Raw genomic sequence first — 26,747 nt, forward strand, 5'->3', positions numbered from 1 at the left:
AGCGTAGCGGTACTTCCGGGTCCGGTGAAACCGCCGATCTCCGCGTGCCCGCCCGAGGTCCGACACCGACCGCAGCTCACACGCGCCGATGACCCCGACGGTACGGTGCTGCAGGTAGATTCAGCGGGGTGAACTCCCCCGTCGACCCGATGCTCGGGACCGTCCTCGAGGACCGGTACCGCATCGACGCTCCCATCGCGCGGGGTGGCATGTCGGCGGTCTATCTCGGTGTCGACCTCCGGCTCGGCCGCGACGTGGCGGTCAAGGTGATGGACTCGCGGTACTCGGGCGATCCGCAGTTCCTGCGCCGCTTCGAGTTCGAGGCGCGCGCGGTCGCCGGCCTCAAACACCCGGGTCTCGTCGCGGTCTACGACCAGGGCATCGACAACGGCATCGCCTTCCTGGTCATGGAACTCGTCGACGGCGGAAGCCTGCGTGAGCTGCTGCGCGAGCGCGGACCGATGCCCCCGCACGCCGTGGTGGCCGTCGCCGAACCCGTACTCGGCGGTCTCGGGACCGCCCACGCCGCGGGACTGGTCCATCGCGACGTCAAACCCGAGAACGTGCTGATCTCCGACGCCGGTGAGGTCAAGGTCGCCGACTTCGGACTGGTGCGCGCCGTCGCGGAGGCAGGGGTGACCTCGGCCAGCGTGATCCTCGGGACCGCCGCCTACCTCTCGCCCGAACAGGTCGAGTCCACCCACGCCGACGCGCGTAGCGACGTCTACTCGATGGGCGTGATGATGTTCGAGATGCTGACGGGCCGAACACCTTTCCACGGCGACTCGCCACTGTCTCTCGCCTACCAGCGACTCACCTACGACGTCCCCGCGCCGGGCGACGTGATCGCGGGTGTCCCCGCGGAATTCGACGAGATCGTGCTGCGCGCGACCGAACGCAACCCCGCCGACCGGTACGCCGACGGTTTCGAGATGCAGCGCGCCCTGCTCACCGTCGCCGACGACCTCGATCTGCCGCCGTTCACCGTGCCCGCGCCGAAGCGGTCGCGCGAACGCGAGATGAAGTCGCGCTACCGCGCGGCCGGACCGGTCGGTCACGGAACCCGGATCCAGTCGGCACCCGGCCCTTATGAACCGGGCGCCTCGGCGCCGGACTCCCCGGCGGCGCCGGTCCGGCCGGTCGCCGAACCCGCCGACGATCGGCCCGCCCCGCCCGCCCGCGAGCGGAACGACCGGCCGGGATCGCGTGGGCGGGACGCCGACACACGCGACCAGGCCCCGCTCGAACCCGAACTCGTCGGGGGCGGACGCCTGGGCGCGCTGCTGTGGATTCTCCTGGTGCTGCTGATCGCCGTCGGTCTGGGTGCTGCCGGGTTCTGGGTCGGCAGCACCTATCTCACGATCGGCTGACCTCGATACGGTCGGCGGAGAGAACCGCTGGTCGAGTAGCCGAGGAGCCTGCGACGAGCCCCACGACCGCCGGTTGAGTAGCCGAGGAGCCTGCGACGAGCCCCACGACCGCCGGTTGAGTAGCCGAGGAGCCTGCGACGAGGCGTATCGAAACCACTCGCCCCGTCGCCGGAAAGTGTCAGCCGCGCAGCATCTCCGCGACGAGGAACGCCAGCTCGAGCGACTGCTGGGTGTTGAGGCGCGGGTCGCATGCGGTCTCGTAGCGGCCGGCGAGGTCGAGGTCCGAGATCTCCTGTGCGCCACCGAGACACTCGGTGACGTTCTCACCGGTCAGCTCGACGTGCACGCCGCCCGGATGGCTGCCGAGCGCACGGTGGACCTCGAAGAAGCCCTGCACCTCGTCGACGATGCGGTCGAAGTGCCGCGTCTTGAAGCCGGTCGAGGCCTCATGGGTGTTTCCGTGCATGGGGTCGCACTGCCAGATGACCTTGTGACCGGTCGCCTCGACGGCGGCGACGATCGCCGGGAGCACCTCGCGCACCTTTCCGTTGCCCATCCGGGCGACGAGGGTCAGGCGGCCCGGAACGTTGTGCGGGTCGAGTCGTTCGACGTACTCGACGGCCTGCTCGGGCGTCGTCGTCGGTCCGATCTTCACGCCGATCGGGTTGTTGATCAGCTCGGCGAACGCGATGTGCGCGCCGTCGAGCTGACGGGTGCGCTCACCGATCCACAGGAGGTGTGCCGAGAGGTCGTAGAGGACCTTGTCCCCGCTCTTCGCGTCGGCCGCGGGGTCGTCGGCCAGTCGCAGCATGGCGCGTTCGTAGTCGAGGACGAGCGCTTCGTGCGAGGCGTAGATCGACGCCGAGTGGAGGCTCGAATCGGTGACGCCGCAGGCGTCCATGAACCGCAGACCGCGGTCGATCTCGGCTGCGAGTGCCTCGTACCGGGCGCCGGCGGGCGACGTCCGCACGAATTCGCGGTTCCAGTCGTGGACCCGGTGCAGGTCGGCCTCGGCCTGGGTGAGCGCACGGACCAGGTTCATGGCCGCGGCGGCGTTCGCGTAGGCGCGCACCAGACGCGACGGATCGTGGGCACGCACGGCCTCGTCGGCCGGGAAGCCGTTGACCATGTCGCCGCGGTACGACGGCAGGCCGAGGGCGTCGACGTTCGACGACCGCGGCTTGGCGTACTGGCCGGCGATGCGCGCGACCTTCACCACCGGAAGGCTCGCGCCGTAGGTCAGCACGACGGCCATCTGCAACAGCGTGCGGATGTTCGCCTTGATGTGGGGTTCGGTGTTGTCGGCGAAGGTCTCCGCGCAGTCACCGCCCTGCAACAGGAAGGCCCGTCCCTCGGCGACGTCGGCAAGCTGCGACGACAGCGACTGGACCTCGGCGGGCATGCAGATCGGCGGCACCGACTCCAGGACGGTGCGGATCTTGCGTGCCTCCTCGGCGGGCCAGCTCGGCTGCTGCAGCGCGGGGCGGCTCATCGCGTCGTCGAAACGCTCCTGGAGGCCACCGGGCAACGGCGGCAGCTCGGGGAGTTCGTCGATCGGAACGTCTACGGTCCAGTTCACCACTTGTCCAGCGTAAAGCAGACGCGCCCGCGATTTGCGCCGGGTCAGCCGGCCATCTTCCGCCGGGCCTCCTCGATCGCCTCCCAGCGGCGCAGGTTGTGCCGCGCGTCGCTCAGTGCGTCGTGGGCGTCGGAGGGCGCCGGCGGGAGTGCGGGACGGCCGGCGGCGTCCCAGTGCTGCCGGAGTTCCCGGGTGAAACGCGGGATGGGACGCGGCAGCGCGGTCATCGGACCCCACATCTGACACAGGACGACGTGGTCGTAGGCACCCACCCACGCCCACAGTTCGATGTCGGTCCCGTCGGCGGTGAGGAACTCGAGGAGGTCCTCACGGATCCGGCGGCGGTCCTTCCACACCGGCGACGACGGGGACGGCAGTTTGGGCAACACGTTCGCGCGCACCCAGTCACCGGCGCGGCCGGGATCGAACTCGGTGGACACCGCATAGAACTCACGGCCGTCCTCGCCGACGACCCCGATCGAGACCAGCTCGATGGTGTTTCCGTCCTCGATGAACTCCGAGTCGTAGAAGAACCGCATGGGGACAGTTTCACACGCCGTTTTTCCACGTCCCGGGACACCCTCGGACGGGACCCGCACACGCGCCCGGGCGATGTACGTTTCGCCATTGCCGTCGTTTGCTGGCTACCCTGGTAATTCGTGCGCTCCAGGTCTGTGCTGGCGACCGCTCTCCTGGCGGCGTCGATCATCGCGCGGCTCGTCTGGGACACGCTGACCGTGAACGGCAGGAACTTCGTCGACCTGCATGTTTACCGCGACGGTTCGGCGGGTCTCGCCGACGGGTCGCTCTATTTGTTCACCTATTCCGGTGAGACGGACTTCGCGCTGCCCTTCACCTACCCACCGTTCGCCGCGGTGGTGCTCTATCCCCTGTCGCTGATCCCGTGGGACATCGTGGCGATCGGCTGGCAGCTCGCGACCTTCGCCGCCCTCTACGCCTGTGTGGTGCTCGCGCTCCGACTGTGCGGCCGGTCCACCGACGTCCACGCGCTCGCGGCGCTGTGGACCGCACCGGCCATCTGGTGTGAGCCGGTCCGGGTGACCCTGGACTACGGCCAGATCAACGTCTTCCTGATGCTCGGCACCCTGATGGCGATCTCCTGGGCGCGTCGAGCCGACGGGACCCCGAGCGAGCGCGGTGTGCTCGCGGGCGGCGCACTGATCGGCCTCATGGCCGGCATCAAGCTCACCCCGGCCATCAGCGGCCTCTGGTACCTCGCCGTCCGCAAGCCGTGGGGTGCACTGTCGGCGGCGTTCGCCTTCGTGCTCACGGTCCTCGGCTGCCTGCTGCTCTTCCCGGAGGTCACCCGGACCTACTACGGCACCCTGTTCGGGGACGCCGAACGCATCGGCCCCGTCCAGGCGGTCATCAACCAGAGCCTGCGCGGGACCCTCTCGCGGTTCGTCGGCTTCGATGTCGGCACCGGTTGGATCTGGTTCCTCGGCGTCCTGGTCGCCACCGTCGTGGCCGTGTTCACCTGGCGCGCGGTGTCCGACGCCCTCGGCGTCCTGCTCGTCGTGCAGTTCTTCGGCCTGCTGATCTCGCCGATCTCCTGGGTCCACCACTGGGTGTGGGTGGTGCCCCTGGGCGTCTGGCTCGTACACGGCGCGGGCGCTCGACGCCCCGGCGCCCGCGCGATCCTGGGCATGTGGGTGGTCGTCGCCGGGCTCGGCATCCCATGGATCCTGCGCGTCCTCATCGAATACGGACCCGAGCCCCAGGCTGCCGTCGAGGCCGTGTTCGGAGCGGCCTGGTCGATCGCCACCTTCGTCACGATGGGCTGGCTGATCGCCACCCGTGCGGCGCGCGGCGCCCACCGAACCGACGACCGCCCGCAGGATGTGGTGGCAGCGGCCATCGTCGACGACGGTCGGGTTCTGCTCGCCCAGCGCGCACATCCGGCCGAGCTCGCCGGCAAGTGGGAACTGCCCGGTGGCCGAGTCGAATCCGGCGAGACCCACGCGACCGCTCTCACCCGCGAGATCCGCGAGGAACTCGGGGCCGAGATCGAGGTGGCGGCGCGTATCGGGGCGGAGGTCACCCTCCCCAACGGCCTGATGCTGTACGCCTACCGCGCCCGCCTACATTCCGGAACCCCGGCCGCCCTGGAACATCTGGACATGCAGTGGTTCTCGGCCGACGAACTACGCCGGCTCGATCTCGACGACGTCGTACCCGCCGACCGTGACTGGATTCCCGAGCTGTGCGCCGTCCTCGACGACGCGCGGGTGGGCGAAGCGGGTTAGCACCCCGGTCGTCAACGCTTTCCGCGCGTGGGTTGACCGCCGCTTCGCGCACCTCAGTGGCCGCGGTCGGCCGGCCGGGCCGTCGTGAAGGACGAGAGACTCTCTCGGCCGGACAACGCGTCACCGATCACGCGCGAGGGGTTCGGCGCGTCGGATGAGCGAGTGCGAAATGACGTCGCGTGCGACATCGCTGCAACTGTAGGAGCTCGGTCGACGTCGTTCACCCCTGGTCGATGTCGCACGCGACCTCGATCAGGGTGCCGTGCACTGGGTTGCGGGTCGCACTGCTCAGGCGGCCGCGTCGGCAGCCTGCGACTCGGTGGACGGGGCCTTGTTCTTGAGGCTCGCGGCGTAGACGTCGACGTACTGCTGGCCGGAGAGCTGCATGAGTTCGTACATGATCTCGTCGGTGACGGCGCGCTCGATGTAGCGGTTGCCCTCCATTCCCTCGAAGCGGGAGAAGTCGAGCGGCTTGCCGATGCGGACGGTCACCCTCGTGGGGCGCGGCAGGATCGACCCGGGCGGGTTGAACTTGTGGGTGTCGATCATGGCGACCGGGATGACCGGCACTCCGGTGTCCATCGCCAGACGCGCGAGTCCGGTCTTGCCCTTGTACAGGCGGCCATCGGGTGAGCGGGTGCCTTCCGGGTACATGCCCATCAGCTTGCCCTTGTCGAGTTGGCGGCGTGCGGCGGTGAAGGCACCTTCGGCGGCGGCCGCGCCCGACCGGTCGATGGGGATCTGACCGACCGCGGTGAAGAACCACCGCTGGAACGCGCCCTTGAGACCCGTGCCGGTGAAGTACTCGCTCTTGGCGAGGAAGTAGATCCGGCGGTCGACCATCAGCGGGAGGAAGAAGCTGTCCATCACCGCGAGGTGGTTGCTCGCCAGGATGGCGGGCCCGTCGACCGGGATGTTCTCGTGTCCCTCGATCCTCGGGCGACCCAAGACGCGGAGGAACGGTCCCAGGAAGATGTACTTGAACGCCCAGTACCACATGAGACTCTCCTCGCCGCGCATTACTCCTGACCCGATGCCGGTGTCGACAGCGGACCCCCACCGCCGGAACCCGCACCCCGTGGTCCCGACATCAAGACCTTACCTGCGTCGACTCTACCGACCGGCCCCGGTTTCCTCAGCGGGCGGCAGACGGCGGCGTCGAGCGACTCGCCGCCGTCCGAAGTGCTTGGCGCGCAACCTCGGCCGCGCCGACGACACCGGCTGTCTCACCGAGCTGGGTGCCACGTATCCGGGCGAGCTGACGGTGGCCGGCACCGGTGACCTGCCGCGCGTAGTGCTCACGCGCCTCGTCGAGGAACAAGCCCGAGGCCGCGCCGACGCCGCCGGCCAGCACGATCAGGTCCGGGTCGAAGATGTCTGCGATCATCGCCAGACCCTGTCCCAGGGAGGTCGCGAACCGGGCGAAGGCCGCCAGGGCCACGGCATCGCCGTCGGCGGCCGCACCGGCGACCCGCCGGCCGGTCAGGGAACCGGGGTCGGCGGCGACGTCGGCGGCGAGCTGGCTGCGCCCCCAGTCGCCGTCGGCCAGCAACTCGACCACGGTGTCAACCAAAGCGGTTCCGCTGCAATACCTTTCCCAGCATCCGCGTTTGCCACAGGCACAGGCACGACCGTCGGGGACGATCGCGAGGTGTCCGAGTTCCGGTGCGACGCCGTAACTCCCGCGGTAGATCTCGCCGTCGATCACGAGACCGGCACCGATGCCGGTACCGATCGCGAGCACCACCGTGTTGTGTCCACGCGCGGCCGCACCGAACCGCACCTCGGCCACCGCCGCCGCGTTGGCGTCGTGTTCGGCGAACACCGGGATGCCGACGCGTCGGGTCATGTCCTCGGCCACCGGGGCCTCACGCCACGGCAGATGGGGCGCGAACCGGACGATGCTGCGGTCGGTGGTCAGGAACCCGGCGATCGCGAGCCCGACGGCCTTCGCGTCCCACCTCGAGGTCAGCTCGCCGACGAGACGGTCCAGGCAGTGTTCGAGGGCCTGAGCGGTGGGCGGCGTCTGCGCGCGGAGGGTGTCGAGCATCGTGCCGCGGTCGTCGACCACCGACGCACGCACACTCGTGCCGCCGATGTCGATCCCGATCGTCAGCTCACCCATCACTGCTCCTGCTCGGGTGCGGTGGACGCGTCCGGACGACGCGGGCTGCCGATCCGAACCGCGATCGGCTCGTAGTTCCGCGGTTCCGACACCGAGCTGGGAGCCGACCGCAGAGCCTCCGCGATGGCCTCGAGGACGGCGATGACCGCCGCGAGAAGCCGGGCGATGAGGTCGCCGATCTCGCGCAGCAACGAGGTGATCTCCCCCGACGCACCGGCGAGTGTCTGGCCGACCGGGCCGTCGGCACCGAACGCGGCTACATACCCGGCGGCAGCCGCGCCCGCGTCCTGCGTGCCACCCGCGAAGAGACCCGCCAGCGCGTCGATCTGATTGGCCACACCGAGCAACAGGTCCCGGACCGGATCGCCGTGCGGACCACCGCGGTCGTCACGATCGGGCCCGTCACCCCGTGACGTCCCCTCGTCCGTGCCCATGCGCGTAGTCTCCCCTCACCGCTCGTACCCGGAGGCCTGGTGCCGCTCGCTCTCGCCATCATGAATGGACGGGCGTCCCAGCACCGTACCGTGTGGTCGCCGAACGCGCGTTCTCGCACACGACTGCGCGGGCGGTCTTCGAACGTACCCGGTGTCCGTGCGGCGTCGACTAGCGGCGCGGCCAGACGGCGGGGTCGGGGACGAAACAGACGGTCAGCCGGCCGTCGTCCCAGGCCGCGTCGACCACCGTGCACCGGCGCAACACCGACGGCAGACGCACCGGGTGACGGAACCCGGAGACGGTCACGAGCAGGTCGTCGCCGCTGCGGCCGAGGGCCAGCGAATCGGGTTCGGGCAGGCGCTGTGACCACGACAGCCGGAAGGAGACCGGCTCCTCGGAGGCGGTCTCGACGACCGCAGCAGCCGATCCGCGCGGGATACCGTGTGGATCGGGCAACCGGACCGCGAGTTTGCGCAGCCGCGCCATCCGGTCGATCGTCTCCGTGGACCGGTCCACCAGTGCGACCCGCACATCGCCGCGTCCGGCGAGAAGCCCCTCGACGTGCGCGGCGAGGTCTTCCGGCGACTCCGCGCCCACACCGCGGTTCACCTGAACCGAGGTGAGCGGTAGTCCCATGACGTCCGCCCCCGCGACATAGTGCTCAGCGAGGCGGCGTGCCCGATCCTCCGCGCCGAGAACCAGGTGGACGGCCACCGCATGCGCGTCGGCGAACAACTCGGCGACGTCCGCGCAGTCGCGGTCGATGGCGTCGACCGCGGCGGTCAACTGTGCCATCACCGGCCGTTCGGCCGCCATCGCGAGCCGCCGGTGCCGCGGCCAGAACCGGTTGAGGGCCTGACTCAGCACCGCTCCCCCACGCAGGAACTGCAAGGGGTCGCCACACCCCGAGCAGTCGACGACGATCCGTTGCCACCGACCACTCGTCGCCTCGTCGCGGATGCGCCGGAGCAACAGGAAGTCGTCGATACCCGGCAACGAGGTCAGCTCCGCGGCGTCGATGCCGGCGAGGGTCCCCACCCCCGGCATGACGGCCTTGCTGCGTCCGACCGTGTGCTCGAGGACGTCGACGAAGGCCGACCACGTGCGTTCGGTGAGATCGAGCCGGTCGAGTGTCAGCAGGTGCAGGAACTTCGAGACCGCCACCGGCTCACCGGGTTGCCGGTAGACGCGAGCCCAGTCGTGCACCGGCGACCAACGGTCGACCGTGATGAGCAGTGTGTGCTGCTCCGGTCGGGTGACGGCACGACGCGAATCCCTGGGCGTGCTGGGCCGTTGGGACGCCGCCGCGGCGGCGACAGCGGAGACACCGGAGCCTCCGGGACCGAGCACCACATGAATGGGTGTGAGATCGATCAGCCTTCGACCCTCTTCTTGAGCTCGTGCAGCGCGGAATCGGTGATCGCCTTCTCCGCACGACGTTTCAGCTGTCCGATCATCGGCACCTGCAGGTCGACCATCAGCTCATAGGTGACCTTGGTCGAGCCGGGAACCTGCTGGGTCAGGATGTAGCGGCCCCGCTGGTCCTTCTGCAGATCACTGGAGACCAGCCGCCACGACACCGACGTCCCGTCCGGATCCCACTCGTAGGCAAGCACATACGTGTCCTGCAGGACACCGGCGTCGAGCACGAACCGCACCTCGAGTGCGCGCCCGGCGGCGTCGGCGCGCAGCACCTCGACCTCACGCGCCGCGGCGACCCAGTCCGGGTAGTGCTCGAAATCGGAGATCACGGCCAGGATGTCCTCGGCGTCCGCGCCGATGACGATGTCGCGTTCGGTGTGATCGGCCATCACACGGCCTCGGCGGTCTCGGCACCGGCGGCCGGACCGCCCACGTGCCGGCCGGCCTCGAGGAGCTTCTTCACCTCGAAGGACATGTCCTTGCCCGCCACACGACGACGTTTGTTCTCCTCCGCCAGCGCGTCGGCGCGTGCGCGCGGATCGTCTCCCCGCTCGCCGCCCAGCGGCTGCGTCGGTTCCGCATGGAGGAAGTAGTGCAGTACGAAGCCGTCGAGAATGGCTTCGTTCCAGATCTCCATCGTTCCGGCCACCGGTCCGTCGACACGCCACCGGACCCCCTGCTCGGCACGGTCTTCGGTGACCGCCAGACGCAGGTCGGGCCACCATCGCCGCCAGTTCGCGGGGTCGCCGATCACGGCAGCGGCCAGGCGGGGTGCCGCGGCGACGAAGACCTCGTCGGCCACCTGGATGCTCGTCACGCCCACTAGCTTCACATACTCGTGTCGGCGCAGGGTAGTGCACCCGACGGGCGGTGCCGTGAACGTCCCGGTTCCCAACAGAGTTACGATCTGCACAACGGCATCTACTGGAGGGTAACCACGATGAGTGAGTACAGCGTGCCTGCGAAATTCTCGATCGCCGACGACGAGAACTGCACGAACATCATCTTCGATCTGGCACAGCGATCACCTCAGCACGTCGTGTTCCGCCACAAACAGGGCGATACCTGGGCGCCGATCACGGCCGCTGATGCCGCAGCACGCATCTCGTCGATCGCCAAGGGCCTGATCGCCTCCGGCGTGAACCCGGGCGACCGCGTCGCACTTCTCTCGCGCACCCGCCTCGAGTGGAACCTCTTCGACTTCGCGATCTGGTCGGCCGGCGCGATCACCGTGCCGATTTACGACTCGTCGTCGGCCAGCCAGATCGAGTGGATCATGCGCGATTCCGGCGCCGTCGCGATCGTCCTCGAAGACGACGGCCATCGTGCCGCCTTCGAGTCCATCGACTCGCTGACCGAATCGGTCAAGGTGTTCCAGATCGATCGCGCCGACGGACCGGGTGCCGTCGACGAACTCGTGTCCGCCGGCGCCGATGTCCACGACGACGAGGTCGCCAAGCGCCGCGCGACCGTCGGTGCCGCCGACCCGGCGACCCTCATCTACACCTCGGGCACCACCGGGCGACCGAAGGGGTGCGAGCTGACCCATTCGAACATGCTCTCCGAGGTGCGCGCGGTCCTCGCCGGCGACATCCTCGACGACCTCATCGCGCGCGACGAGAAGCGTCTCCTGATGTTCCTGCCGCTCGCACACGTCCTGGCCCGCGCCATCACCCTGGTCGCGATCGAGGCCGGCGCCGAGGTCGGGCACACCAGTGACATCAAGACCCTCGTCGACGAGTTCGCGGTCTTCAAGCCGTCGCTCATCCTCTCGGTGCCGCGCGTGTTCGAGAAGGTCTACAACTCCGCGCGCCAGAAGGCCCACGACGGCGGCAAGGGCAAGATCTTCGACGCCGCGGCCGAGACCGCCATCGCCTACTCCGAGGCGCGTGAGAAGGGTCAGATCGGGCTGCTCCTCAAGCTCAAGCACGCCCTGTTCGACGCGCTCGTCTACAAGAAGCTCCGCGACGCCCTCGGCGGCGAGTGCGGGATGGCGATCTCCGGTGGCGGCCCCCTCGGTGCACGCCTGGGCCACTTCTTCTCCGGCGTCGGCATCCCGGTGTTCGAGGGTTACGGCCTGACCGAGTCGACCGCCGCGTTCAGTGTGAACACCCCCTCCGCCTGGAAGATCGGCACCGTCGGCAAGCCCTTGTCGGGCAACGCCGTTCGCCTCGGCGAGGACGGCGAGATCCTGCTCAAGGGCGGCGTCGTGTTCAAGGAGTACTGGCAGAACCCGGAGGCGACGGCCACCGCGATCGTCGACGGCTGGTTCCACACCGGCGACCTCGGCACCGTCGACGCCGACGGCTTCATCACGATCACCGGCCGCAAGAAGGAACTCATCGTGACCGCGGGCGGCAAGAACGTCTCCCCCGCCGGACTCGAGGACGTCATCCGCGCCAACGCCCTGATCTCCCAGGCGATGGTCGTCGGCGACGCGAAGCCGTTCATCGGCGTGCTGATCACGATCGACTCCGAAGCGTTCCCCGCCTGGAAAGAACGCAACAACAAGCCGGAGTCGGCCTCGGTCGCCGATCTCTCCGACGACGCCGACCTGCGGGCCGAGATCCAGTCGGCCATCGACGCCGCCAACAAGACGGTGTCGAGCGCGGAGGCGATCAAGAAGTTCCGCATCCTGCCGTCGGACTTCACCGAGGAGACCGGCGAGATGACCCCGACCCTCAAGGTCAAGCGCAACGTGGTCGTGGAGAAGTTCTCCGACGACATCGAGGCGATCTACCAGAAGTGATCCTCCAGAAGTGATCTTCCAGAACTGATCCGTTCGCCGGATCAGGAATCAATCCGCCCGAGCACCCGTTGGTGCCACCATGCGTGCAATCACCTACAGCCGCTTCGGCGGCCCTGATGTCCTGGAGGTCACCGATCTCCCCACGCCCAAGGTCGGTCCGGACTCCGTACTGATCCGAGTGCGCGCCTCGAGTGTCAACCCCGTGGACTGGAAGGTCCGCGAGGGACACCTCGCCGAGATCATGGACACCGTGTTCCCGGTGATCCCGGGTTGGGATGTCGCGGGCGTGGTCGAGCAGGTCGGCCTGGACACGCCGGAGTTCCGGGTGGGCGACGAGGTGTTCGGTTACGTCCGGAAGGACGTCGTCGGCGGGGAGGTCGCCGGCGGCACGTTCGCCGATCTGGTCGCCGCACCGGTCCGCACACTCGCGCACAAGCCGTCCAGCTTGTCGTTCGAGGAGGCTGCGGCCGTACCGCTCGCCGGACTGACGGCGTACCAGACGATTCGACGGGCGGGCGTGCAGTCGGGTCACACTGTGCTGGTCCATGCCGCCGCGGGCGGCGTCGGGTCGTTCGCGGTTCAGATCGCGCGATCTCTGGGCGCACGGGTGATCGGCACCGCCTCGGAGTCCAATCACGACTACCTCCGAACCCTCGGCGCCGAGCCCACCACCTACGGGGATGGTCTGGCAGACCGGGTACGTGCGCTCGAGCCCGCCGGTGTCGACGTCGTCCTCGACTATGTCGGTGGAGAGGCACTCGATTCGGTGCCAGACGTATTGCGCGACGGCGGCACCGTCGCCTCCATCATCGACGCACGGGCGCGAGATGAGTTCGGGGGCCAGTACGCGTGGGTGCGTCCCGACTCCGCGGACCTCGCCGAGCTCGCCCGGCTCGCCGACGCGGGCGACCTCAAGCCGGAGATCGCCGAGGTCTTCGACCTGGCCGACGCTGCCGGCGCTCACGAGCGCAGCCAGTCCGGTCATGTGCGAGGAAAGATCGTGGTTCGAGTCTCGACCGGGGCGTAGGGACGACTCAGAGCAATTGGCGCAGCCGGGCCGCCATCTGACTCCACTGCCAGTTCTCCATCACGAAACGCCTTCCGGCAGCGCCCATATCGGCCGCCGCCGCCCGGTCGCCGAGGATCGCCAGGATCGCCAGGGCGACGGCGTCGACGTCGGTGCCGTCGACCGTCGTCCCCGTCACCCCCTCCACCACGGTCTCCGGCGCACCACCCGAGAGCCCGGCGACCACCGGCACGCCGGTCGCCGAGGCCTCGAGATAGACGATTCCGAGCCCTTCGACGTCGAGTCCGCCCCCGCGGGTGCGGGACGGCATCGCGAAGACGTCGGCGATGTTGTGATATGCCGAGAGTTCTTCGGCCGGAACCGATCCGGTGAAGATCACGTGATCGGTGACATCCGCCTCGGCAGCGAGTGCGTGCAGCTTCTCCGCATACGGGCCGCCGCCGACGACCACCAGTACGGCATCGGGCATCCGGCGACGGATCAGCGGCAGCGCCCGGATGAGCACGTCCTGCCCCTTACGCGGCACCAGTCGCGACAGACACAGGATGGTCGGCCGGTCCCCCAGGTCGTGACGGTCGCGGAACTTCTGCCGCAGAATCGGATCGGGCGCGAACCGGTCGACATCGACACCAGGCGGCAGGTATTCGAGTGCGGCATGCGGACCGAAGGCGGAGGCGAATCGGCCGCGCGTGTACCGGCTGACGAAGGTGATCACGTCGGTGTGGCGACCGATGTGTCCGAGTACCTGACGTGCCACCGGGAGCATCGACCAGCCGACCTCATGGCCGTGCGTACTGGCGAGCACGCGCTGGGCACCGGCACGCCTCATCGCGGGCGCCAGGACGGCCAGCGGTGCGGCCGCCCCGAACCAGACCGTCGAGATCTCTTCGCGCCGAACGATCTCCGCAGCACGTCGGGCGACGAACGGCGTCGGCAGCATCAGCGTCGTGCGATGGCGGTACACCCGGTACGGCGCTGCCGCGTCGAAGTCGATGTGCGACCGGCCGCGCCAGCGCGGCGCGTAGACGACGATGTCCTCCGGCGGTAGCAGATCTACCAGATTCTGCAGATAGGACTGGATCCCGCCCGGCCGCGGCGGAAAGTCATTCGTGATCAACAGGGTTCGTGACATCAGCGGACCTGTCCCTCGAGCCATCGACCCCACCCGGCCACCAGTTCATCACGACCGACGCCGAGCGCGGCCCGGATGGCGGCGTCCTGGCGAGCCGGGTCGGAGGTTGCCGCGACCCCGAGGTAGAGCCGCTTCAGACGCGCCTCGTCGTACCGGTCGGCGACATAGGCAGCCATCGACCACGCACTCTGATAGGCGATCTGGGAGTTCTGCCCGTCCACGGCGAAGGCAGCGTCGTCGGGCAACGCAGTGGGGGTGTTGCCCGCACGGACCGCCTGGGTCAGGTCGGGTGCGGCGTCGGGGAGTCGGGTGTAGGTGCCCTTGCGGCCGACGTACTCGGCCACGCCCTCGGTGATCCAGAGAGGGGCGTCGAGGGCGGTCTGGGCCCGGGCCGCGACGTGGGTGAGTTCGTGGCGCAGCACGACGGCGAGCGTCGGCGCGGCCAGGTCGTCGGCGGCTGGGGTGAAGACGATGCGCTGGCCGGTGGCGGTGCGCCGGGGGAAGTCCACTCGGCTGTACACGGTCGCGGCGGCCGCGGTGCCGGTCACCCCGCGTCCCGGCGCGACGAGCTCGTCGAACTCCTTCGGTGTCGAGGTCGCGACGAGCACTGCGCGTCGATCCCAGGAGTCGCCCCAGAAGGCGGTCACCGCGTCGACGGCATCGGGCAGCAGCCGGCGCAGGTTCGCCAGCGCCGGGTTGGTGCGCAGGTACCAGGCGATCACCGACGTCCCGCCCGCGGTCTCCACATCGGAGACCGAGAGTCCGGGGAGCTCCCACATCTGGGTCGGGGACGGTTCGCCGCCGAGCGCCTCGGCGTCGCCGACGAGCTTCCACTCGTCGCCGTACCTGGCGACCACGAACTGGTTGGTCACCACCACCTCGGGTTCGTCGACCCCGGGCGCACGCTCGCCTCCGAGGGCATATCGCAGCTCCACCGGCGCGACCCAGGAGTCGGAACTCCCCTTCACGTCGAGAAGCCCCTGGACATCGGCGGGCACCAGTGTCTCGGCTTCCTCGGTGGGTGCGAGCTGATAGCGAAAACGGGCGAACTGCAAGCGGCCGTCGGACTCGCCGCCGGAGAACGGCCGGGGACGGAAGTTCTCCGCGGCGGTCACCCATCGATTCGTGAAGGCCGGGGTCGCCGTGTCGTCCACGAGGCGGCCGATCGCCCGCAGGTCCCCCGCGGACACGGACGTGGTGAGGTCGTCGAGCAGGCGCGTCACACCCTCGGCACGCTGCTGCTCATACACATTCGCCGGGGTCGTCGACGTCGTGGTGGACCCGGTGGAGACCGATGCGACGTTCGAGGACGGACCCGGACCCCCACATCCGGTGGTCACACCGATCAGCAGCACCACCGCGGAGGTGAGCGTCGGGCGCCAACGCCCGCGGAGTGAGACCACCAGAGGAGTCTAGAACCGACGGCCGGAGTTGAAGGGGCCGGCCTCGTCGAGCGGGACGACCTTGACCGGGACACCGAAGGTCGAGGCGTGGATGACGTAACCGTCGCCGACGTACATCCCCACGTGGTGGGCGTCCGGGTAGTAGATGACCAGGTCGCCGGGCTTGAGGTCCTCGCGGGACACCGGCTGTCCGCCGGCCATCTGCGCCTCACTCGACCGCGGGAGGGTCTTGCCGGCCTGCTTGTAGGCCCACACCATCAGACCAGAGCAGTCGAAGGAACTCGGACCGGTGGCACCCCACACATAGGGATCACCGATTCGCGTCAACGCCGCCTGGACGGCGACGAGTGCGGCGGCGGTGCCCCTCGGGACGATCCGCGGGTCGAAGTCGAAGCTCGGGCCGCGCAGGGCGGCGAGCTGCTTGCCGGTCATCGACTGGTAGATCGCGCGGATCTGGATCGCCTGCATCTGCAGGTCGGCCTGCTTGGTCTGGAGGTCTCCGCGGACGCGTTCGGCGCGCGAGACCGCCTCCGACGCGGCGAGCGCGGTCTGGTCGGCGTCCTTCTTGGCGGCCGCGGTCTGGGCGCGGACCTTCTTGATGGCGGTCAGGTCCGATGCGGCCTGCCGCGAGATCATGTCGAGTCCCGACATCTGGTCGAGCAGGGCCTGCGGCGAGTCGCTGACCATCACCGCATAGAGTCCGCTGACGCGGGCTCCCTGGTAGCTGGCCCGCACGATGGCGTCGACCCTCGCCTGGTAAGCGGCGAGCTGCTCACGGCTGATGTCGAGCTTGCGCTGGGCGTCGGCGGCGGCCTTCTTGGCCTGCACGACGATCGAGCGCTGCTTGTCGTACTCGATCTTGGCGTTGTGCATCGCCTCGGTGGTCTTCTCGGCCTCGGTGCCGAGCTGCTTGTACCGATCGAGAAGCTGATCGGCAGATCGCGCGGGCACGGCCCGCGCCTGCCCGGTTCCGCCGGTCGTCAGTGGGACGACGGTCACAATGGCCGCCAGCAGACACATGACGAGCACCATCGGGCCCGATCGTGCACGGATACGAGTCGCGTTCACTCGCCCCTCCCCGGAAAGCACGGTGCCAGTCACTTCCTTACCGCTTCGTTATCGTCCGCGGACCACCGTAAGTTCCCCCGATGACCCCAAGGACCGGATCGGGCGGATCGCACCAAACCGCGACCCGCCCTTTCCCTGATGCTCTTGTTCAGTTGATGTCAGTAGCGGCGGATGCCGGTGAGCTGCCACTCCTTGACCGCGTCACGCTTGACGGGGGTGCCGTAGGTCGAGGAATGGACGAACTGTCCGTTTCCGGCGTAGATGCCGGCATGGCCGCCACCGTTGAAGATCATCACGTCGCCGGGCTTGGCCTCGCTGTACGAGACCGGGCGACCGCCACCGAGCTGGCCGTAGCTGTCACGCGGGATGGTCTTGCCGGCCTGCTTGTAGGACCAGTAGACGAGACCCGAGCAGTCGAAGGCGTTCGGGCCGGCCGAGCCGTAGGAGTAGGGCGAGCCGATCTTGCTCTCCGCGGCCTTGACGGCCTTCTCGCCTGCGGTCAGTTGGGGCTGCCCGAGCGGGGCGCCACCGTGCGGACGGAACTGGTCCGGGATCTGGTTCTGGCCGATGCCCGGGATGGTGAACTGGCCGACGTTCGGGATCTCGACCGTTGCGGCCGGCGACTTCGCGACGGGCTTGGGCGCGGGCGCAGCCTCGGGAGCCTTCTGCTCGCCGGGCAGAGCCGGGATCTCGAAGGTTCCGAGCGGGGTGTGGACCGGGGCCGCAAGAGCAGGGCCGGCCGCAGCAGCGAGCGAACCGAGCGTGATCGATCCAGCGATCACCGCCTTCTTGGCTACCTTGCTCCCACGATTGGGCTGTTCCAAACGATGTTTGGCCACGAAGCGAGTTCTCCTTCAGTTTCTCCCTGTACCGCCGACCGAGTTAGCTGTCGGGTTCGGGCCGGAAGAGTGGCCCTACGCGTTTTCGGCACAGCCGTATCCCGAGAGGACACGCTTGCGCGTTGACGCGATTCACCCCGATTCGGGACAGTCTCACCGGGTCGTGTCAGGACTGACATCGACTGGCCGCGCTGCCCGAAGTGTGTGGTTCCCCGGTTCGCCCGCAAGGGCGATTGAGCGGTGACTTGTGCGGACCACTTCTGTTGAAGCGGGACGCTCCGCAAAGGTCTCAGAAAGGTTACGAAATCGACGGCCCTGTGTCCACTACGCAACGGACACGCAGATCGCACCCGACTTTCAGCCCGCGCGGAGATCAGTCCCGGCGACGACCTGAAATGCCCTATGAAGTGCAGTTTTCGAGTTTCTTGCAGATCGTGCAGCATTGCTGGTGACCATTGCAGCAGACTGGAACACATCGATCGCGAGGTCCAGTTCAGCATCGTCGTCGAGGGCCTGCGCCGTTACCGTAACTCCACCTTCAGCGGGCCCATCGTCCCAGTTCGGGCCGCCGAAAAGCACTGTCATCATGCACCCGTCACAGGCGACGGGGCGGGCCGGGCAGGTCGCGCAGTCAACGTGCATGGTGTGATCTCCATCTCATCTTGGCGCCGGAGGCGTTTGACCTCCGAATCGGGCGGTTCGTGGGGGTGTGGTTCGCCGCCGCCGGCGACGATCTCTCACTTCGAGGTGGAGACTAGGGGGCACCACCGACAAACTCGTTCGCACAGTGTTCGACACATGCGTCACAGAGGTAACAGGCGACATCGACGAACGCCCCTCTCGCCGATCTCCGCCGAGAACAGAACGATCGATCGGGGTGTCACATCCGGCCTGTCGGTGCGTCGAACTAATGTTCGGCCCGTGACGCGCATGGATGGTGGCGGTGCAGCCGCGGGACAGACGACCTCGGGCCAACTGACCTTCGCCGACCTCGAAGCCGCCGATCAGGCCACCGGTGGCGACGCGACATCGAACGAGTTCAGCGACCGGGCACTCTTCGACACCACCCTCGTCGTCGTCGACCTCGAGACCACCGGGTCCGATCCCGCGGGCGACCGCATCACCGAGATCGGCGCCGTGAAGATCCGGGGAGGCGAGGTGATCGGCGAGTTCGCCACCCTCGTCGATCCCGGCCGCCCCATCCCGCCCCAGATCGTCACCCTCACCGGGATCACGACCGCGATGGTCACCGACGCACCCCGTATCGAGTCGGTACTACCGGCGTTCCTCGAGTTCGCCCGCGGGGCGATCCTGGTCGCGCACAACGCTCGCTTCGACATGGGGTTCCTCCGGCAGAACGCACTCCGGCTCCACCTCGACTGGCCGTTCAGCCTGAGTCTGTGCACGGTGACAATGGCCCGGCGCATCCTGTCGCGCGACGAGGCGCCGACGGTCAAGCTGAGCGCCCTCGCCGATCTGTTCGACGTCTCGGTCCGTCCCACCCACCGGGCACTGGACGACGCCCGCGCCACCGTCGAGGTCTTCCACCGTCTGCTCGAGCGCGTCGGGAACCAGGGCATCGCGACGGTCGGGGACCTCACCTCTTACCTGCCGCGCACCGATCCCCGTCTGCGCGGCAAACGTCACCTCGCCGACCGGGTACCGGCCCGACCCGGCGTCTACCTGTTCCGCGGGCCCTCGAACGAGGTCCTCTATGTCGGCACCGCGGTGGATCTACGACGCCGGGTCCGTTCCTATTTCTCCGGCAGCGATCCCCGGCGACGCATCACCGAGATGGTCCTGCTCGCCGAGCGTGTCGACGCCGTCGAGTGTTCCCACGCCCTGGAGGCGGCCGTCCGCGAGTTGCGACTGCTGGCGGCGCACGCACCTGCCTACAACGGACGTTCGACACAGCCCCACAAGGGGTGGTGGGTGACCCTGACCGAGGAACGTTTCCCGCGTCTCAAGGTCAGCCGCACCCCCACCGACGAATCCATCGGTCCGGTGGGCAACCGCAACAACGCGTCGACGGTTGCCGACGTGATCGCCGCAGCCGCCGGACTCCGCACGTGCACCAAACGCCTCGGGGTCACCGGCTACCACTGGTGCCCGACTCCCGACGGCGTCCGGCAGCCCGGCGGATGTCATGCCGCCGCCGCAGCGCCCCAGACGGTCCCGGACTATCTGCCGCGCGTGACCGCGGCCCGCCGCCTGATGCGTGGGGAGGCCGACGACCTCCTCGACGACCTCACCGCGCGCCTCGCGGATCTCTCCGAGGCGCAGATGTTCGAGACCGCCGCCCGCCACCGAGACCGGCTCGCCCTCACCATCGACGCCCTGGCGCGTTGTCAGCGGCTGGCCGCACTGTGTGCGATCGCCGAGATCGTCGTCGCCCGTCCCGACGACGACCGCGGCTGGCATTTCGCCGTCGTCCGCCACGGACGCCTCGCGGCGGCGGGACGTGCCCGTCGGGGCGTCTCCCCCATGCCGGTGGTCGACGCGCTCGTCGCCGCCGCCGAGACGGTCATCGCCGGACCAGGTCCGCTACGCGGGGCACCCGCGGAAGAAGTCGCGCTGATCTACCGGTGGATGACCGAGCCGGGTGCCCGGATCGTGTCCACGACCGATCCGGTGGCACTGCCGGCCGGATGCGCCGAGCGCCGGCGCGGCTGGTCGCAGTCGGCGCGAGAGGCACGCTCGGATGCCCACTCGGTGACGCACCGGACACCACGGCCCGCACAGCGCTCGCCGGTCCACCGGCTCGTGGCCACTAGGCTTGCGCCATGATCACTGCCATCGTCCTCATCCAGGCCGACGTCCACCAGATCCCGGAGACCGCTCAGGCCGTGGCCGACATCGCCGGCGTCGAAGAGGTGTACTCCTGCGCGGGTGACGTCGACCTCATCGCGAAGATCCGCGTCCGCGACCACGAGCAGATCGCGACAGTGGTGACCGGAGAGATCAACCGGCTGCCCGGGGTGCTCAAGAGCGCCACCCACATCGCGTTCCGCAGCTACTCGAGCTCGGACGTCGAGGGTGGCTTCTCCATCGGCGAGAACTAGTTTCGCGCGGCCGACCCCAACTGGGTGCTGAGTGAGGCCCAGCGGTCGAGCAGGGACGCCGCCGCCCCGGAGTCGATGGCGTCGGCCGCACGGTCCTTCGCGGCACCGAGCGCCTCGGTGAGTTCGGCGGAGGTCATCGGCGCCTGCTGTTCGAATGCCACGATCGCGCCGGCCGAGTTCAGCAGCACCGCGTCACGTACGGGACCGGTTGTGCCCGCGAACAATTCCCGCGCGATCGCGGCGTTTGCGACCGCATCGCCGCCCTGCAGCGCGGACAGCTCGACGCGCGCGATGCCGAGATCGGCCGGGTCGACGCCGAGCTGGGTGACGCTGCCGCCGACGACCTGCCACACCGTCGAGGTGGTGGTCGTGGTGAGTTCGTCGAGGCCGTCGTCGCCGCGCACCACCAGTGCCGATCCACCGCGGTCGGCAAAAGCGCCGGCGAGAACCGGTGCAAGGTCGGCGAAGGCGCACCCGATGAGGCCCGCGGTGGGACGTGCCGGGTTCGTCAGCGGCCCGAGCACGTTGAACACGGTCGGGATGCCGATCTCCTTGCGCGGCGGACCGGTGAAACGGAAGGCCGGGTGGAACACCGGCGCGAAGCAGAACCCGATACCGAGTTCGTCCACACAGCGCGCGACCGCGTCGGCGGACAGGGTGATGTCCACGCCGAGCGCCTCCAGCACGTCGGCACCGCCGCTCTTCGACGACGCCGCCCGGTTCCCGTGCTTCACGACCGCCACCCCGGCGGCCGCGATGACGATCGACGTCATCGTGGAGATGTTCACGGTGTGCGACCGGTCGCCGCCCGTACCGACCACGTCGACCGCCGGACGACTCACCTCGACGAGCGTCGCATGGTCGAGCATCGCCTGCGCCAGGCCGATGAGCTCGCCGGGAGCCGCGCCCTTCATCTTCACGCCGACACCGAAGGCGGCGATCTGTGCGCCGCTGGCACTGTCGGTCATGATCTCGTTCATCGCCCAGGCGGCCTCTTCGGCGGTGAGGTCGATGCGATCGGTGATCTTGCCGAGGATCTGCGGCCAGCTGAAGGCAGACTTTGCGGTACTCACAGGCAGAGAGCCTAGTGCCCCGCCCCGCCGGCCGGACGCTGCAGTACAGACCACCGTCGTGCGATTCCGCCGTGACGGGAACCCAGACTGGCCATGCGGGACCGTTCCTGGGACAGATGCATGGCGTCGAGCAACTGGACACGTGCGAGGACGAGCACCTCGAGCCGGTCGTCGCCGGCCTCGGGCCGCGGCCCCCAGCGGTCGTCGCCGACCACCTCATATCCGTCGAGTGCCGCCACCGCCGCGGCATCGCTCACGCGATCTGCCGGCAACTCGAGATCGTGACGGAGGATCACCTCCTCCTCCCCGCGCCAGGACGACTCGTCGAGGGCGACCGAACTCGCGATCGCATCGTCGTCCGAACCGGCGACGACAACCACCTCGTCCAGTAGACCGAGGGGAGCGGTGCCGCCACCGCTCCGGAGCCGGGATCGCAGGCGCGCCAGGCGACCCCGGGCGACGACCCGCCCGTTGAGGTCGCGGGGACCGGAGGAATCCGAACTCGACATGAACTCACCGTAGCTACCGTGCCAACGCCCCAGACAAGCCGCCGGACACGCCGCCGAACACGCCGGAGACGCGATCCCCGGCCCCCCGACCTGCAGCGGGACAAAAACCTGCCCCCAATATCCGACCCGGGTGGCCACCGCTTACTACGAACCGTCATACTTCACTTGTGACAAGCGCTGTAGGTACCTCAGGAACAGCCATCACCTCGCGCGTGCACTCGCTGAACCGGCCCAACATGGTCAGCGTCGGCACGATTGTGTGGCTGTCCAGTGAGCTCATGTTCTTCGCTGGCCTCTTCGCGATGTACTTCGTCGCCCGAGCCAACTCCGCCATCGGCTGGCCACCAGAGCCGACCGAGCTGAATCTCGCCCTCGCCATACCGGTGACGACGGTGCTGATTCTCTCGTCGGTCACGTGCCAGATGGGTGTGTTCGCCGCCGAACGAGGTGACGTCTTCGGCCTCCGCCGCTGGTACGTACTCACCTTGGCCATGGGCACGTTCTTCGTGTGCGGCCAGGCGTACGAGTACTACCACCTGGTGCACGAGGGCACGACGCTGTCGTCGAGTGCATACGGTTCCGTCTTCTACATGACGACCGGCTTCCACGGCATGCACGTCATCGGCGGACTGATCGCGTTCGTCTACCTCCTCATCCGCACCAAGCTCTCGAAGTTCACCCCGGCGCAGGCAACCGCCGCAATCGTTGTCTCCTACTACTGGCACTTCGTCGACATCGTCTGGATCGGACTGTTCGTCACGATCTACTTCATCCGATGACCCCGGCGACACCGCGCCACGCGCGATCCGCCAACCCAGAGCGCAGCTCGCTCTAGAACACCAGTCCGTCCCGCTTAGTAGAGAGTCACAGATGAGTTCATCTCCACCGCGACCGTCGGATAGCGGCACCGACGCCCGCCGCGCCAAGGCACGGCGCAAGCTCCGTCGACGCGCCAGCGGCACCATCGTGCTCCTGGCCGGTCTGGTCATGGCCGGTGTGCTGGCTTCGGTTCTGACCCCCGACCCCCAGGTCGCGGTGGCCGACGAGAGCAACGCCGCGATGATCAACGACGGCCGCAAGCTCTACGAGACCTCGTGCATCACCTGCCACGGCGCGAACCTGCAGGGTGTGCCCGAGCGTGGTCCCGCCCTGCTCGGCGTCGGCGATGCCGCCGTGTACTTCCAGGTGTCGACCGGCCGCATGCCGGCCGCACGTGGTGAGGCACAGGCACAGCGCAAGCCCGCGAAGTTCACCACCGAGCAGATCGACCAGCTCGGCGCCTTCATCCAGTCCGAGGGCGGCGGACCGCAGGTCCCCCGCGACGCCAACGGCGAGGTCGCCCAGGGTTCGCTCCGTGGCGACAGCATCGGACGCGGCAGCGAGCTGTTCCGCCTCAACTGCGCCTCGTGCCACAACTTCACCGGTCGTGGCGGCGCCCTGTCGTCGGGTAAGTACGCCCCGAACCTCGACGGCGTCAGTGAGGCACAGATCTACACCGCGATGCTGACCGGTCCCCAGAACATGCCCAAGTTCTCGAACCGTCAGCTGGATCCGGAAGAAAAGAAAGACATCATCGCCTACGTCAAGTATGCGACCGAGGCCAAGCCCAGCGGCGGACTCGGACTGGGCGGCTTCGGGCCGGTCAGTGAGGGCATGGTGATGTGGTTTGTCGGCGTCATCGCCATCGTCGCAGGCGCCATGTGGATGGGATCTCGAGCATGAGCGGCAGTGACAAGGACGTCCCGTCGCGGGACGAACTGGAGCAGATGAGCACGGATGAGCTCGTCAAACTCGGCACCAATCTCGACGGTGTCGAGATCATCCACCGGGCCGAGCGGTACACCGAGGCGGGAACCAGGGTCGAGAAGCGCGCCGAGCGCCAGGTCGCGGTCTGGTTCACGATCGCAGGTATCTCCGCACTCGCCTGCCTGGGCATCTTCCTGTTCAACCATTGGGAATTCGCCCTCCCCGACGATCCGAACTACTGGTGGTACACCTTCAACACGCCGCTCCTCGGTGCGACGTTCGGACTCTCGGTGCTGTCCATCGGCATCGCGATGATCCTGATCACCAAGAAGTTCATCCCGTCGGAGATCTCCGTGCAGGATCGCCACGACGGCGGTTCGGCCGAGGTCGACAAGAAGACGATCGTCGGACTCCTCCAGGACACCGGCACCACCTCGACCCTGGGTCGTCGCAAGATGATCATCGGTTCGGCCGGGTTCGGTCTGGGCGCCTTCGCGCTGACCGGCCTCGTGGCCTTCCTCGGTGGCTTCATCAAGAACCCGTGGGCCGAGCGCGAGAACGCCCCGCTGTGGCACTCGGGCTGGTCGCCGATCTACAACTCCAAGGAAGACCCCAACGAGACCGTCTACCTGCGTCGCGACACGGGCAACCCGTACCAGGTCGCCCTGGTCCGTCCGGAGGATCTCGACGCCGGCGGCATGGAGACCGTCTTCCCGTGGCGTCGTTCCAACGGGTTCGGCGAGACCGAGCACTCCCGTCACGCGCTGATGGAGAGCCTCCACGAGGTCCGCAACCCCGTCATGCTCATCCGTCTTCGTCCCGAGGACACGGCCCGCGCCATCAAGCGCAAGGGCCAGGAGAGCTTCAACTACGGTGACTACTTCGCCTACACCAAGGTCTGCAGCCACCTCGGTTGCCCCGCCTCGCTGTACGAACAGCGGAGCAACCGCATCCTGTGTCCCTGCCATCAGTCGCAGTTCAACGCGCTGGAGTACGCAAAGCCGATCTTCGGACCGGCCGCCCGCGCCCTCGCGCAGCTGCCGATCACGGTGAACAATGAGGGCTACCTCGTTGCGGCAGGCGACTTCATCGAGCCCGTCGGACCGGCATTCTGGGAGCGTAAGTCATGACCATCGCCGACCGCCTCGGCGCACAAGCCGAAGAAATGGACTCGCGGTATCACCTCGCCGCGGGTATGCGTCGCCAGATCAACAAGGTGTTCCCCACCCACTGGTCGTTCATGCTGGGTGAGATCGCGCTCTACAGCTTCATCATCCTGCTGATCTCGGGCGTCTACCTCTCGCTGTTCTTCGATCCGTCGATGACGCACGTCGTCTACGACGGCGCGTACCAGCCGCTCAACGGCGTCATGATGACCAAGGCGTACGAAACCACGCTGGACCTCTCCTTCGAGGTTCGCGGCGGCCTGTTCGTCCGCCAGATCCATCACTGGGCAGCTCTGCTGTTCGCGGCGTCGATCATCATCCACATGGCGCGCATCTTCTTCACCGGTGCGTTCCGTCGTCCGCGTGAGGCCAACTGGATCATCGGCTCCCTGTTGCTGGTACTGGCGATGTTCGAGGGCTTCTTCGGCTACTCGCTGCCCGACGACCTGCTCTCGGGCACCGGCGTCCGCGCCGCCATGAGTGGCATCGTCCTCGGCATCCCGGTCGTGGGCACCTGGATCCACTGGGCGCTGTTCGGTGGGGACTTCCCCGGCGACATCATCATCCCGCGCCTGTACGTACTGCACATCCTGCTGTTCCCGGGCATCATCCTGGCCCTGATCGGTGCTCACCTGGCGCTCGTCTGGTACCAGAAGCACACCCAGTTCCCCGGCCCCGGCCGCACCGAGAAGAACGTCGTCGGTGTCCGGATCATGCCGGTGTTCGCCGCCAAGGCCGGCGCGATGTTCGCCTTCGTCACCGGTGTGCTGGCCGTCATGGCGGGCATCTTCCAGATCAACCCGGTCTGGAATATCGGCCCGTACAACCCGGCGCAGGTGTCGGCAGGTTCGCAGCCGGACATCTACATGATGTGGACCGACGGTCTGATACGTCTGTTCCCCGCGTGGGAGCTCTACCTGGGCAACTACACCGTCGTGATGTCCAACTGGGTCGTCCTGATCATCACCATCATGTTCGGCGTGATGTTCGCCTACCCGTGGATCGAGAAGAAGCTCACCGGAGACGACGCTCACCACAACCTGCTGCAGCGTCCGCGTGACACCCCGGTCCGTACCGCGATCGGTGCGATGGCGTTCTCGTTCTACATCCTGCTGACGCTGGCCTGCATGAACGACATCATCGCGTTCAAGTTCCACATCTCGCTCAACGCGACGACATGGATCGGCCGGATCGGTCTGATCATCCTGCCGCCGCTGGTGTACTTCATCGCCTATCGCTGGGCGATCTCGTTGCAGCGCAGCGACCGTGAGGTCCTTGCTCACGGCATCGAGACCGGCATCATCAAGCGTCTGCCGCAGGGCGAGTACATCGAGCTGCACCAGCCACTCGGACCGGTCGACGACCACGGTCACCCGATCCCGCTCCCCTACCAGGGCGCTGCACTGCCGAAGCGGATGAACAAGCTCGGTTCCGCCGGCGCACCGGGTACGGGTTCGATCCTGACCGCCGACCCGGTCGAGGAGCAGCTGCGCAACGTCGAACTCGAGCACGAACTCGAGGCCGCCGAACGCAAGGCTCTCCGCGAACTCCAGGCCAAGGGTGGCAATCCCTTCGTCGAGTAGCTTCCGACGCAACAAAGCGGGCCGTCACGCACCATCCGGTGCATGACGGCCCGCTTTGTGGTGTTGCCCGCCGAATGAGCCGCTCGACGGGATGAGCGTTCCTTCGCCCGTTGAGCGTTCCTGCGCCGGTTGCGCGTTCCTTCGCCGGTTGAGCGTTCCTTCGCCGGTTGAGCGTTCCTTCGCCGGTTGAGC

At 68.1% G+C, this 26,747-nt stretch carries 25 protein-coding genes and 1 riboswitch; of the genes, 10 read left to right on the top strand and 15 right to left on the bottom strand.

Annotation, left to right across the window (positions count from 1 at the left end):
* The first annotated feature begins 128 nt into the window (after positions 1-128).
* A complete protein-coding gene (locus tag NWF34_RS05535) occupies positions 129-1,370 on the top strand; it encodes a protein kinase (protein WP_258324369.1) in 1,242 nt (413 codons plus the stop codon).
* Between the two features lie 178 nt (positions 1,371-1,548).
* Here the strand turns inward: NWF34_RS05535 and NWF34_RS05540 are convergent, their stop codons facing one another.
* Positions 1,549-2,952, bottom strand: a complete 1,404-nt coding sequence (locus NWF34_RS05540) for a class II 3-deoxy-7-phosphoheptulonate synthase (protein WP_258324370.1) — start codon at positions 2,950-2,952, stop codon at positions 1,549-1,551.
* A gap of 41 nt (positions 2,953-2,993) precedes the next feature.
* Complete coding sequence (locus NWF34_RS05545; RefSeq protein WP_006434978.1) at positions 2,994-3,488, bottom strand: polyadenylate-specific 3'-exoribonuclease AS; 495 nt, start codon at positions 3,486-3,488, stop codon at positions 2,994-2,996.
* A gap of 135 nt (positions 3,489-3,623) precedes the next feature.
* Between NWF34_RS05545 and NWF34_RS05550 the strand changes: the two genes are divergently transcribed.
* Positions 3,624-5,216, top strand: a complete 1,593-nt coding sequence (locus NWF34_RS05550) for a glycosyltransferase 87 family protein (RefSeq protein ID WP_024500393.1) — start codon at positions 3,624-3,626, stop codon at positions 5,214-5,216.
* A gap of 288 nt (positions 5,217-5,504) precedes the next feature.
* Here the strand turns inward: NWF34_RS05550 and NWF34_RS05555 are convergent, their stop codons facing one another.
* The 6 genes from NWF34_RS05555 to NWF34_RS05580 form a co-directional block, all read right to left on the bottom strand.
* Positions 5,505-6,215, bottom strand: coding sequence for a 1-acyl-sn-glycerol-3-phosphate acyltransferase (locus tag NWF34_RS05555; RefSeq protein ID WP_024500394.1), 711 nt, complete (start codon positions 6,213-6,215; stop codon positions 5,505-5,507).
* Between the two features lie 136 nt (positions 6,216-6,351).
* The gene (locus tag NWF34_RS05560; protein WP_024500395.1) at positions 6,352-7,341 is read right to left on the bottom strand and encodes an ROK family protein; all 990 of its coding nucleotides are present in this window, start codon (positions 7,339-7,341) and stop codon (positions 6,352-6,354) included.
* Positions 7,341-7,775 (bottom strand): hypothetical protein, encoded by a 435-nt coding sequence (locus NWF34_RS05565; RefSeq protein WP_024500396.1) that lies wholly within the window; start codon positions 7,773-7,775, stop codon positions 7,341-7,343. The genes NWF34_RS05560 and NWF34_RS05565 overlap by 1 nt, the downstream gene beginning before the upstream one ends.
* Positions 7,776-7,944: 169 nt before the next feature.
* Positions 7,945-9,129, bottom strand: coding sequence for an ArsA-related P-loop ATPase (locus NWF34_RS05570; protein ID WP_024500397.1), 1,185 nt, complete (start codon positions 9,127-9,129; stop codon positions 7,945-7,947).
* 20 nt (positions 9,130-9,149) lie between these two features.
* Positions 9,150-9,587, bottom strand: a complete 438-nt coding sequence (locus tag NWF34_RS05575) for an SRPBCC family protein (RefSeq protein WP_024500398.1) — start codon at positions 9,585-9,587, stop codon at positions 9,150-9,152.
* Entirely contained in the window at positions 9,587-10,030 is a 444-nt protein-coding gene (locus NWF34_RS05580) for a hypothetical protein (RefSeq protein WP_024500399.1), read from the bottom strand. The genes NWF34_RS05575 and NWF34_RS05580 overlap by 1 nt, the downstream gene beginning before the upstream one ends.
* A gap of 108 nt (positions 10,031-10,138) precedes the next feature.
* On the opposite strand from NWF34_RS05580, the gene NWF34_RS05585 reads away from it, so the two are divergent.
* Both NWF34_RS05585 and NWF34_RS05590 read left to right on the top strand, forming a co-directional pair.
* Positions 10,139-11,947 carry a long-chain fatty acid--CoA ligase gene (locus NWF34_RS05585; protein ID WP_024500400.1) on the top strand — a complete coding sequence of 603 codons (1,809 nt, stop codon included), beginning with the start codon at positions 10,139-10,141 and terminating at the stop codon, positions 11,945-11,947.
* Between the two features lie 79 nt (positions 11,948-12,026).
* Complete coding sequence (locus tag NWF34_RS05590) at positions 12,027-12,974, top strand: NADP-dependent oxidoreductase (protein WP_024500401.1); 948 nt, start codon at positions 12,027-12,029, stop codon at positions 12,972-12,974.
* A gap of 7 nt (positions 12,975-12,981) precedes the next feature.
* Here the strand turns inward: NWF34_RS05590 and NWF34_RS05595 are convergent, their stop codons facing one another.
* The 5 genes from NWF34_RS05595 to NWF34_RS05615 all read right to left on the bottom strand — a co-directional run bounded on the left by NWF34_RS05595 (position 12,982) and on the right by NWF34_RS05615 (position 18,004).
* The gene (locus NWF34_RS05595; protein ID WP_024500402.1) at positions 12,982-14,106 is read right to left on the bottom strand and encodes a glycosyltransferase family 4 protein; all 1,125 of its coding nucleotides are present in this window, start codon (positions 14,104-14,106) and stop codon (positions 12,982-12,984) included.
* A complete protein-coding gene (locus NWF34_RS05600; RefSeq protein WP_024500403.1) occupies positions 14,106-15,509 on the bottom strand; it encodes a hypothetical protein in 1,404 nt (467 codons plus the stop codon). Before NWF34_RS05600 ends, NWF34_RS05595 begins: the two co-directional genes overlap by 1 nt.
* Before the next feature lie 9 nt (positions 15,510-15,518).
* Positions 15,519-16,598, bottom strand: a complete 1,080-nt coding sequence (locus NWF34_RS05605) for a C40 family peptidase (protein ID WP_024500404.1) — start codon at positions 16,596-16,598, stop codon at positions 15,519-15,521.
* Positions 16,599-16,735: 137 nt separating this feature from the next.
* Positions 16,736-17,416 carry a C40 family peptidase gene (locus NWF34_RS05610; protein ID WP_024500405.1) on the bottom strand — a complete coding sequence of 227 codons (681 nt, stop codon included), beginning with the start codon at positions 17,414-17,416 and terminating at the stop codon, positions 16,736-16,738.
* A gap of 17 nt (positions 17,417-17,433) precedes the next feature.
* Positions 17,434-17,666, bottom strand: a riboswitch (cyclic di-AMP (ydaO/yuaA leader).
* Positions 17,667-17,773: 107 nt separating this feature from the next.
* Positions 17,774-18,004, bottom strand: a complete 231-nt coding sequence (locus NWF34_RS05615) for a hypothetical protein (RefSeq protein WP_258324371.1) — start codon at positions 18,002-18,004, stop codon at positions 17,774-17,776.
* 342 nt (positions 18,005-18,346) lie between these two features.
* On the opposite strand from NWF34_RS05615, the gene NWF34_RS05620 reads away from it, so the two are divergent.
* Positions 18,347-20,203, top strand: a complete 1,857-nt coding sequence (locus NWF34_RS05620; protein WP_193748699.1) for a DEDD exonuclease domain-containing protein — start codon at positions 18,347-18,349, stop codon at positions 20,201-20,203.
* A complete protein-coding gene (locus NWF34_RS05625) occupies positions 20,200-20,478 on the top strand; it encodes an Lrp/AsnC family transcriptional regulator (protein ID WP_024500407.1) in 279 nt (92 codons plus the stop codon). Before NWF34_RS05620 ends, NWF34_RS05625 begins: the two co-directional genes overlap by 4 nt.
* Here the strand turns inward: NWF34_RS05625 and trpD are convergent.
* Together trpD and NWF34_RS05635 are read right to left on the bottom strand one after the other, a co-directional pair.
* Positions 20,475-21,551 carry an anthranilate phosphoribosyltransferase gene (trpD, locus tag NWF34_RS05630; protein ID WP_024500408.1) on the bottom strand — a complete coding sequence of 359 codons (1,077 nt, stop codon included), beginning with the start codon at positions 21,549-21,551 and terminating at the stop codon, positions 20,475-20,477. The two genes, NWF34_RS05625 and trpD, sit on opposite strands and share 4 nt — an antisense overlap.
* An 11-nt stretch (positions 21,552-21,562) precedes the next feature.
* Positions 21,563-22,060: a hypothetical protein gene (locus tag NWF34_RS05635; protein WP_024500409.1), complete on the bottom strand. Its 498-nt coding sequence runs from the start codon at positions 22,058-22,060 to the stop codon at positions 21,563-21,565.
* 167 nt (positions 22,061-22,227) lie between these two features.
* On the opposite strand from NWF34_RS05635, the gene NWF34_RS05640 reads away from it, so the two are divergent.
* The 4 genes from NWF34_RS05640 to NWF34_RS05655 all read left to right on the top strand — a co-directional run bounded on the left by NWF34_RS05640 (position 22,228) and on the right by NWF34_RS05655 (position 26,555).
* Complete coding sequence (locus NWF34_RS05640; protein WP_024500410.1) at positions 22,228-22,839, top strand: heme-copper oxidase subunit III; 612 nt, start codon at positions 22,228-22,230, stop codon at positions 22,837-22,839.
* A 91-nt stretch (positions 22,840-22,930) separates the two neighbouring features.
* A complete protein-coding gene (locus NWF34_RS05645; RefSeq protein ID WP_024500411.1) occupies positions 22,931-23,782 on the top strand; it encodes a cytochrome c in 852 nt (283 codons plus the stop codon).
* Positions 23,779-24,936: a ubiquinol-cytochrome c reductase iron-sulfur subunit gene (locus NWF34_RS05650; RefSeq protein ID WP_024500412.1), complete on the top strand. Its 1,158-nt coding sequence runs from the start codon at positions 23,779-23,781 to the stop codon at positions 24,934-24,936. The genes NWF34_RS05645 and NWF34_RS05650 overlap by 4 nt, the downstream gene beginning before the upstream one ends.
* Positions 24,933-26,555: a cytochrome bc complex cytochrome b subunit gene (locus tag NWF34_RS05655; protein WP_024500413.1), complete on the top strand. Its 1,623-nt coding sequence runs from the start codon at positions 24,933-24,935 to the stop codon at positions 26,553-26,555. The genes NWF34_RS05650 and NWF34_RS05655 overlap by 4 nt, the downstream gene beginning before the upstream one ends.
* Positions 26,556-26,747: the final 192 nt, after the last annotated feature.

Origin of the sequence: Gordonia sp. GONU (genome assembly GCF_024733855.1) — a bacterium.
GTDB lineage: Bacteria > Actinomycetota > Actinomycetes > Mycobacteriales > Mycobacteriaceae > Gordonia > Gordonia amicalis.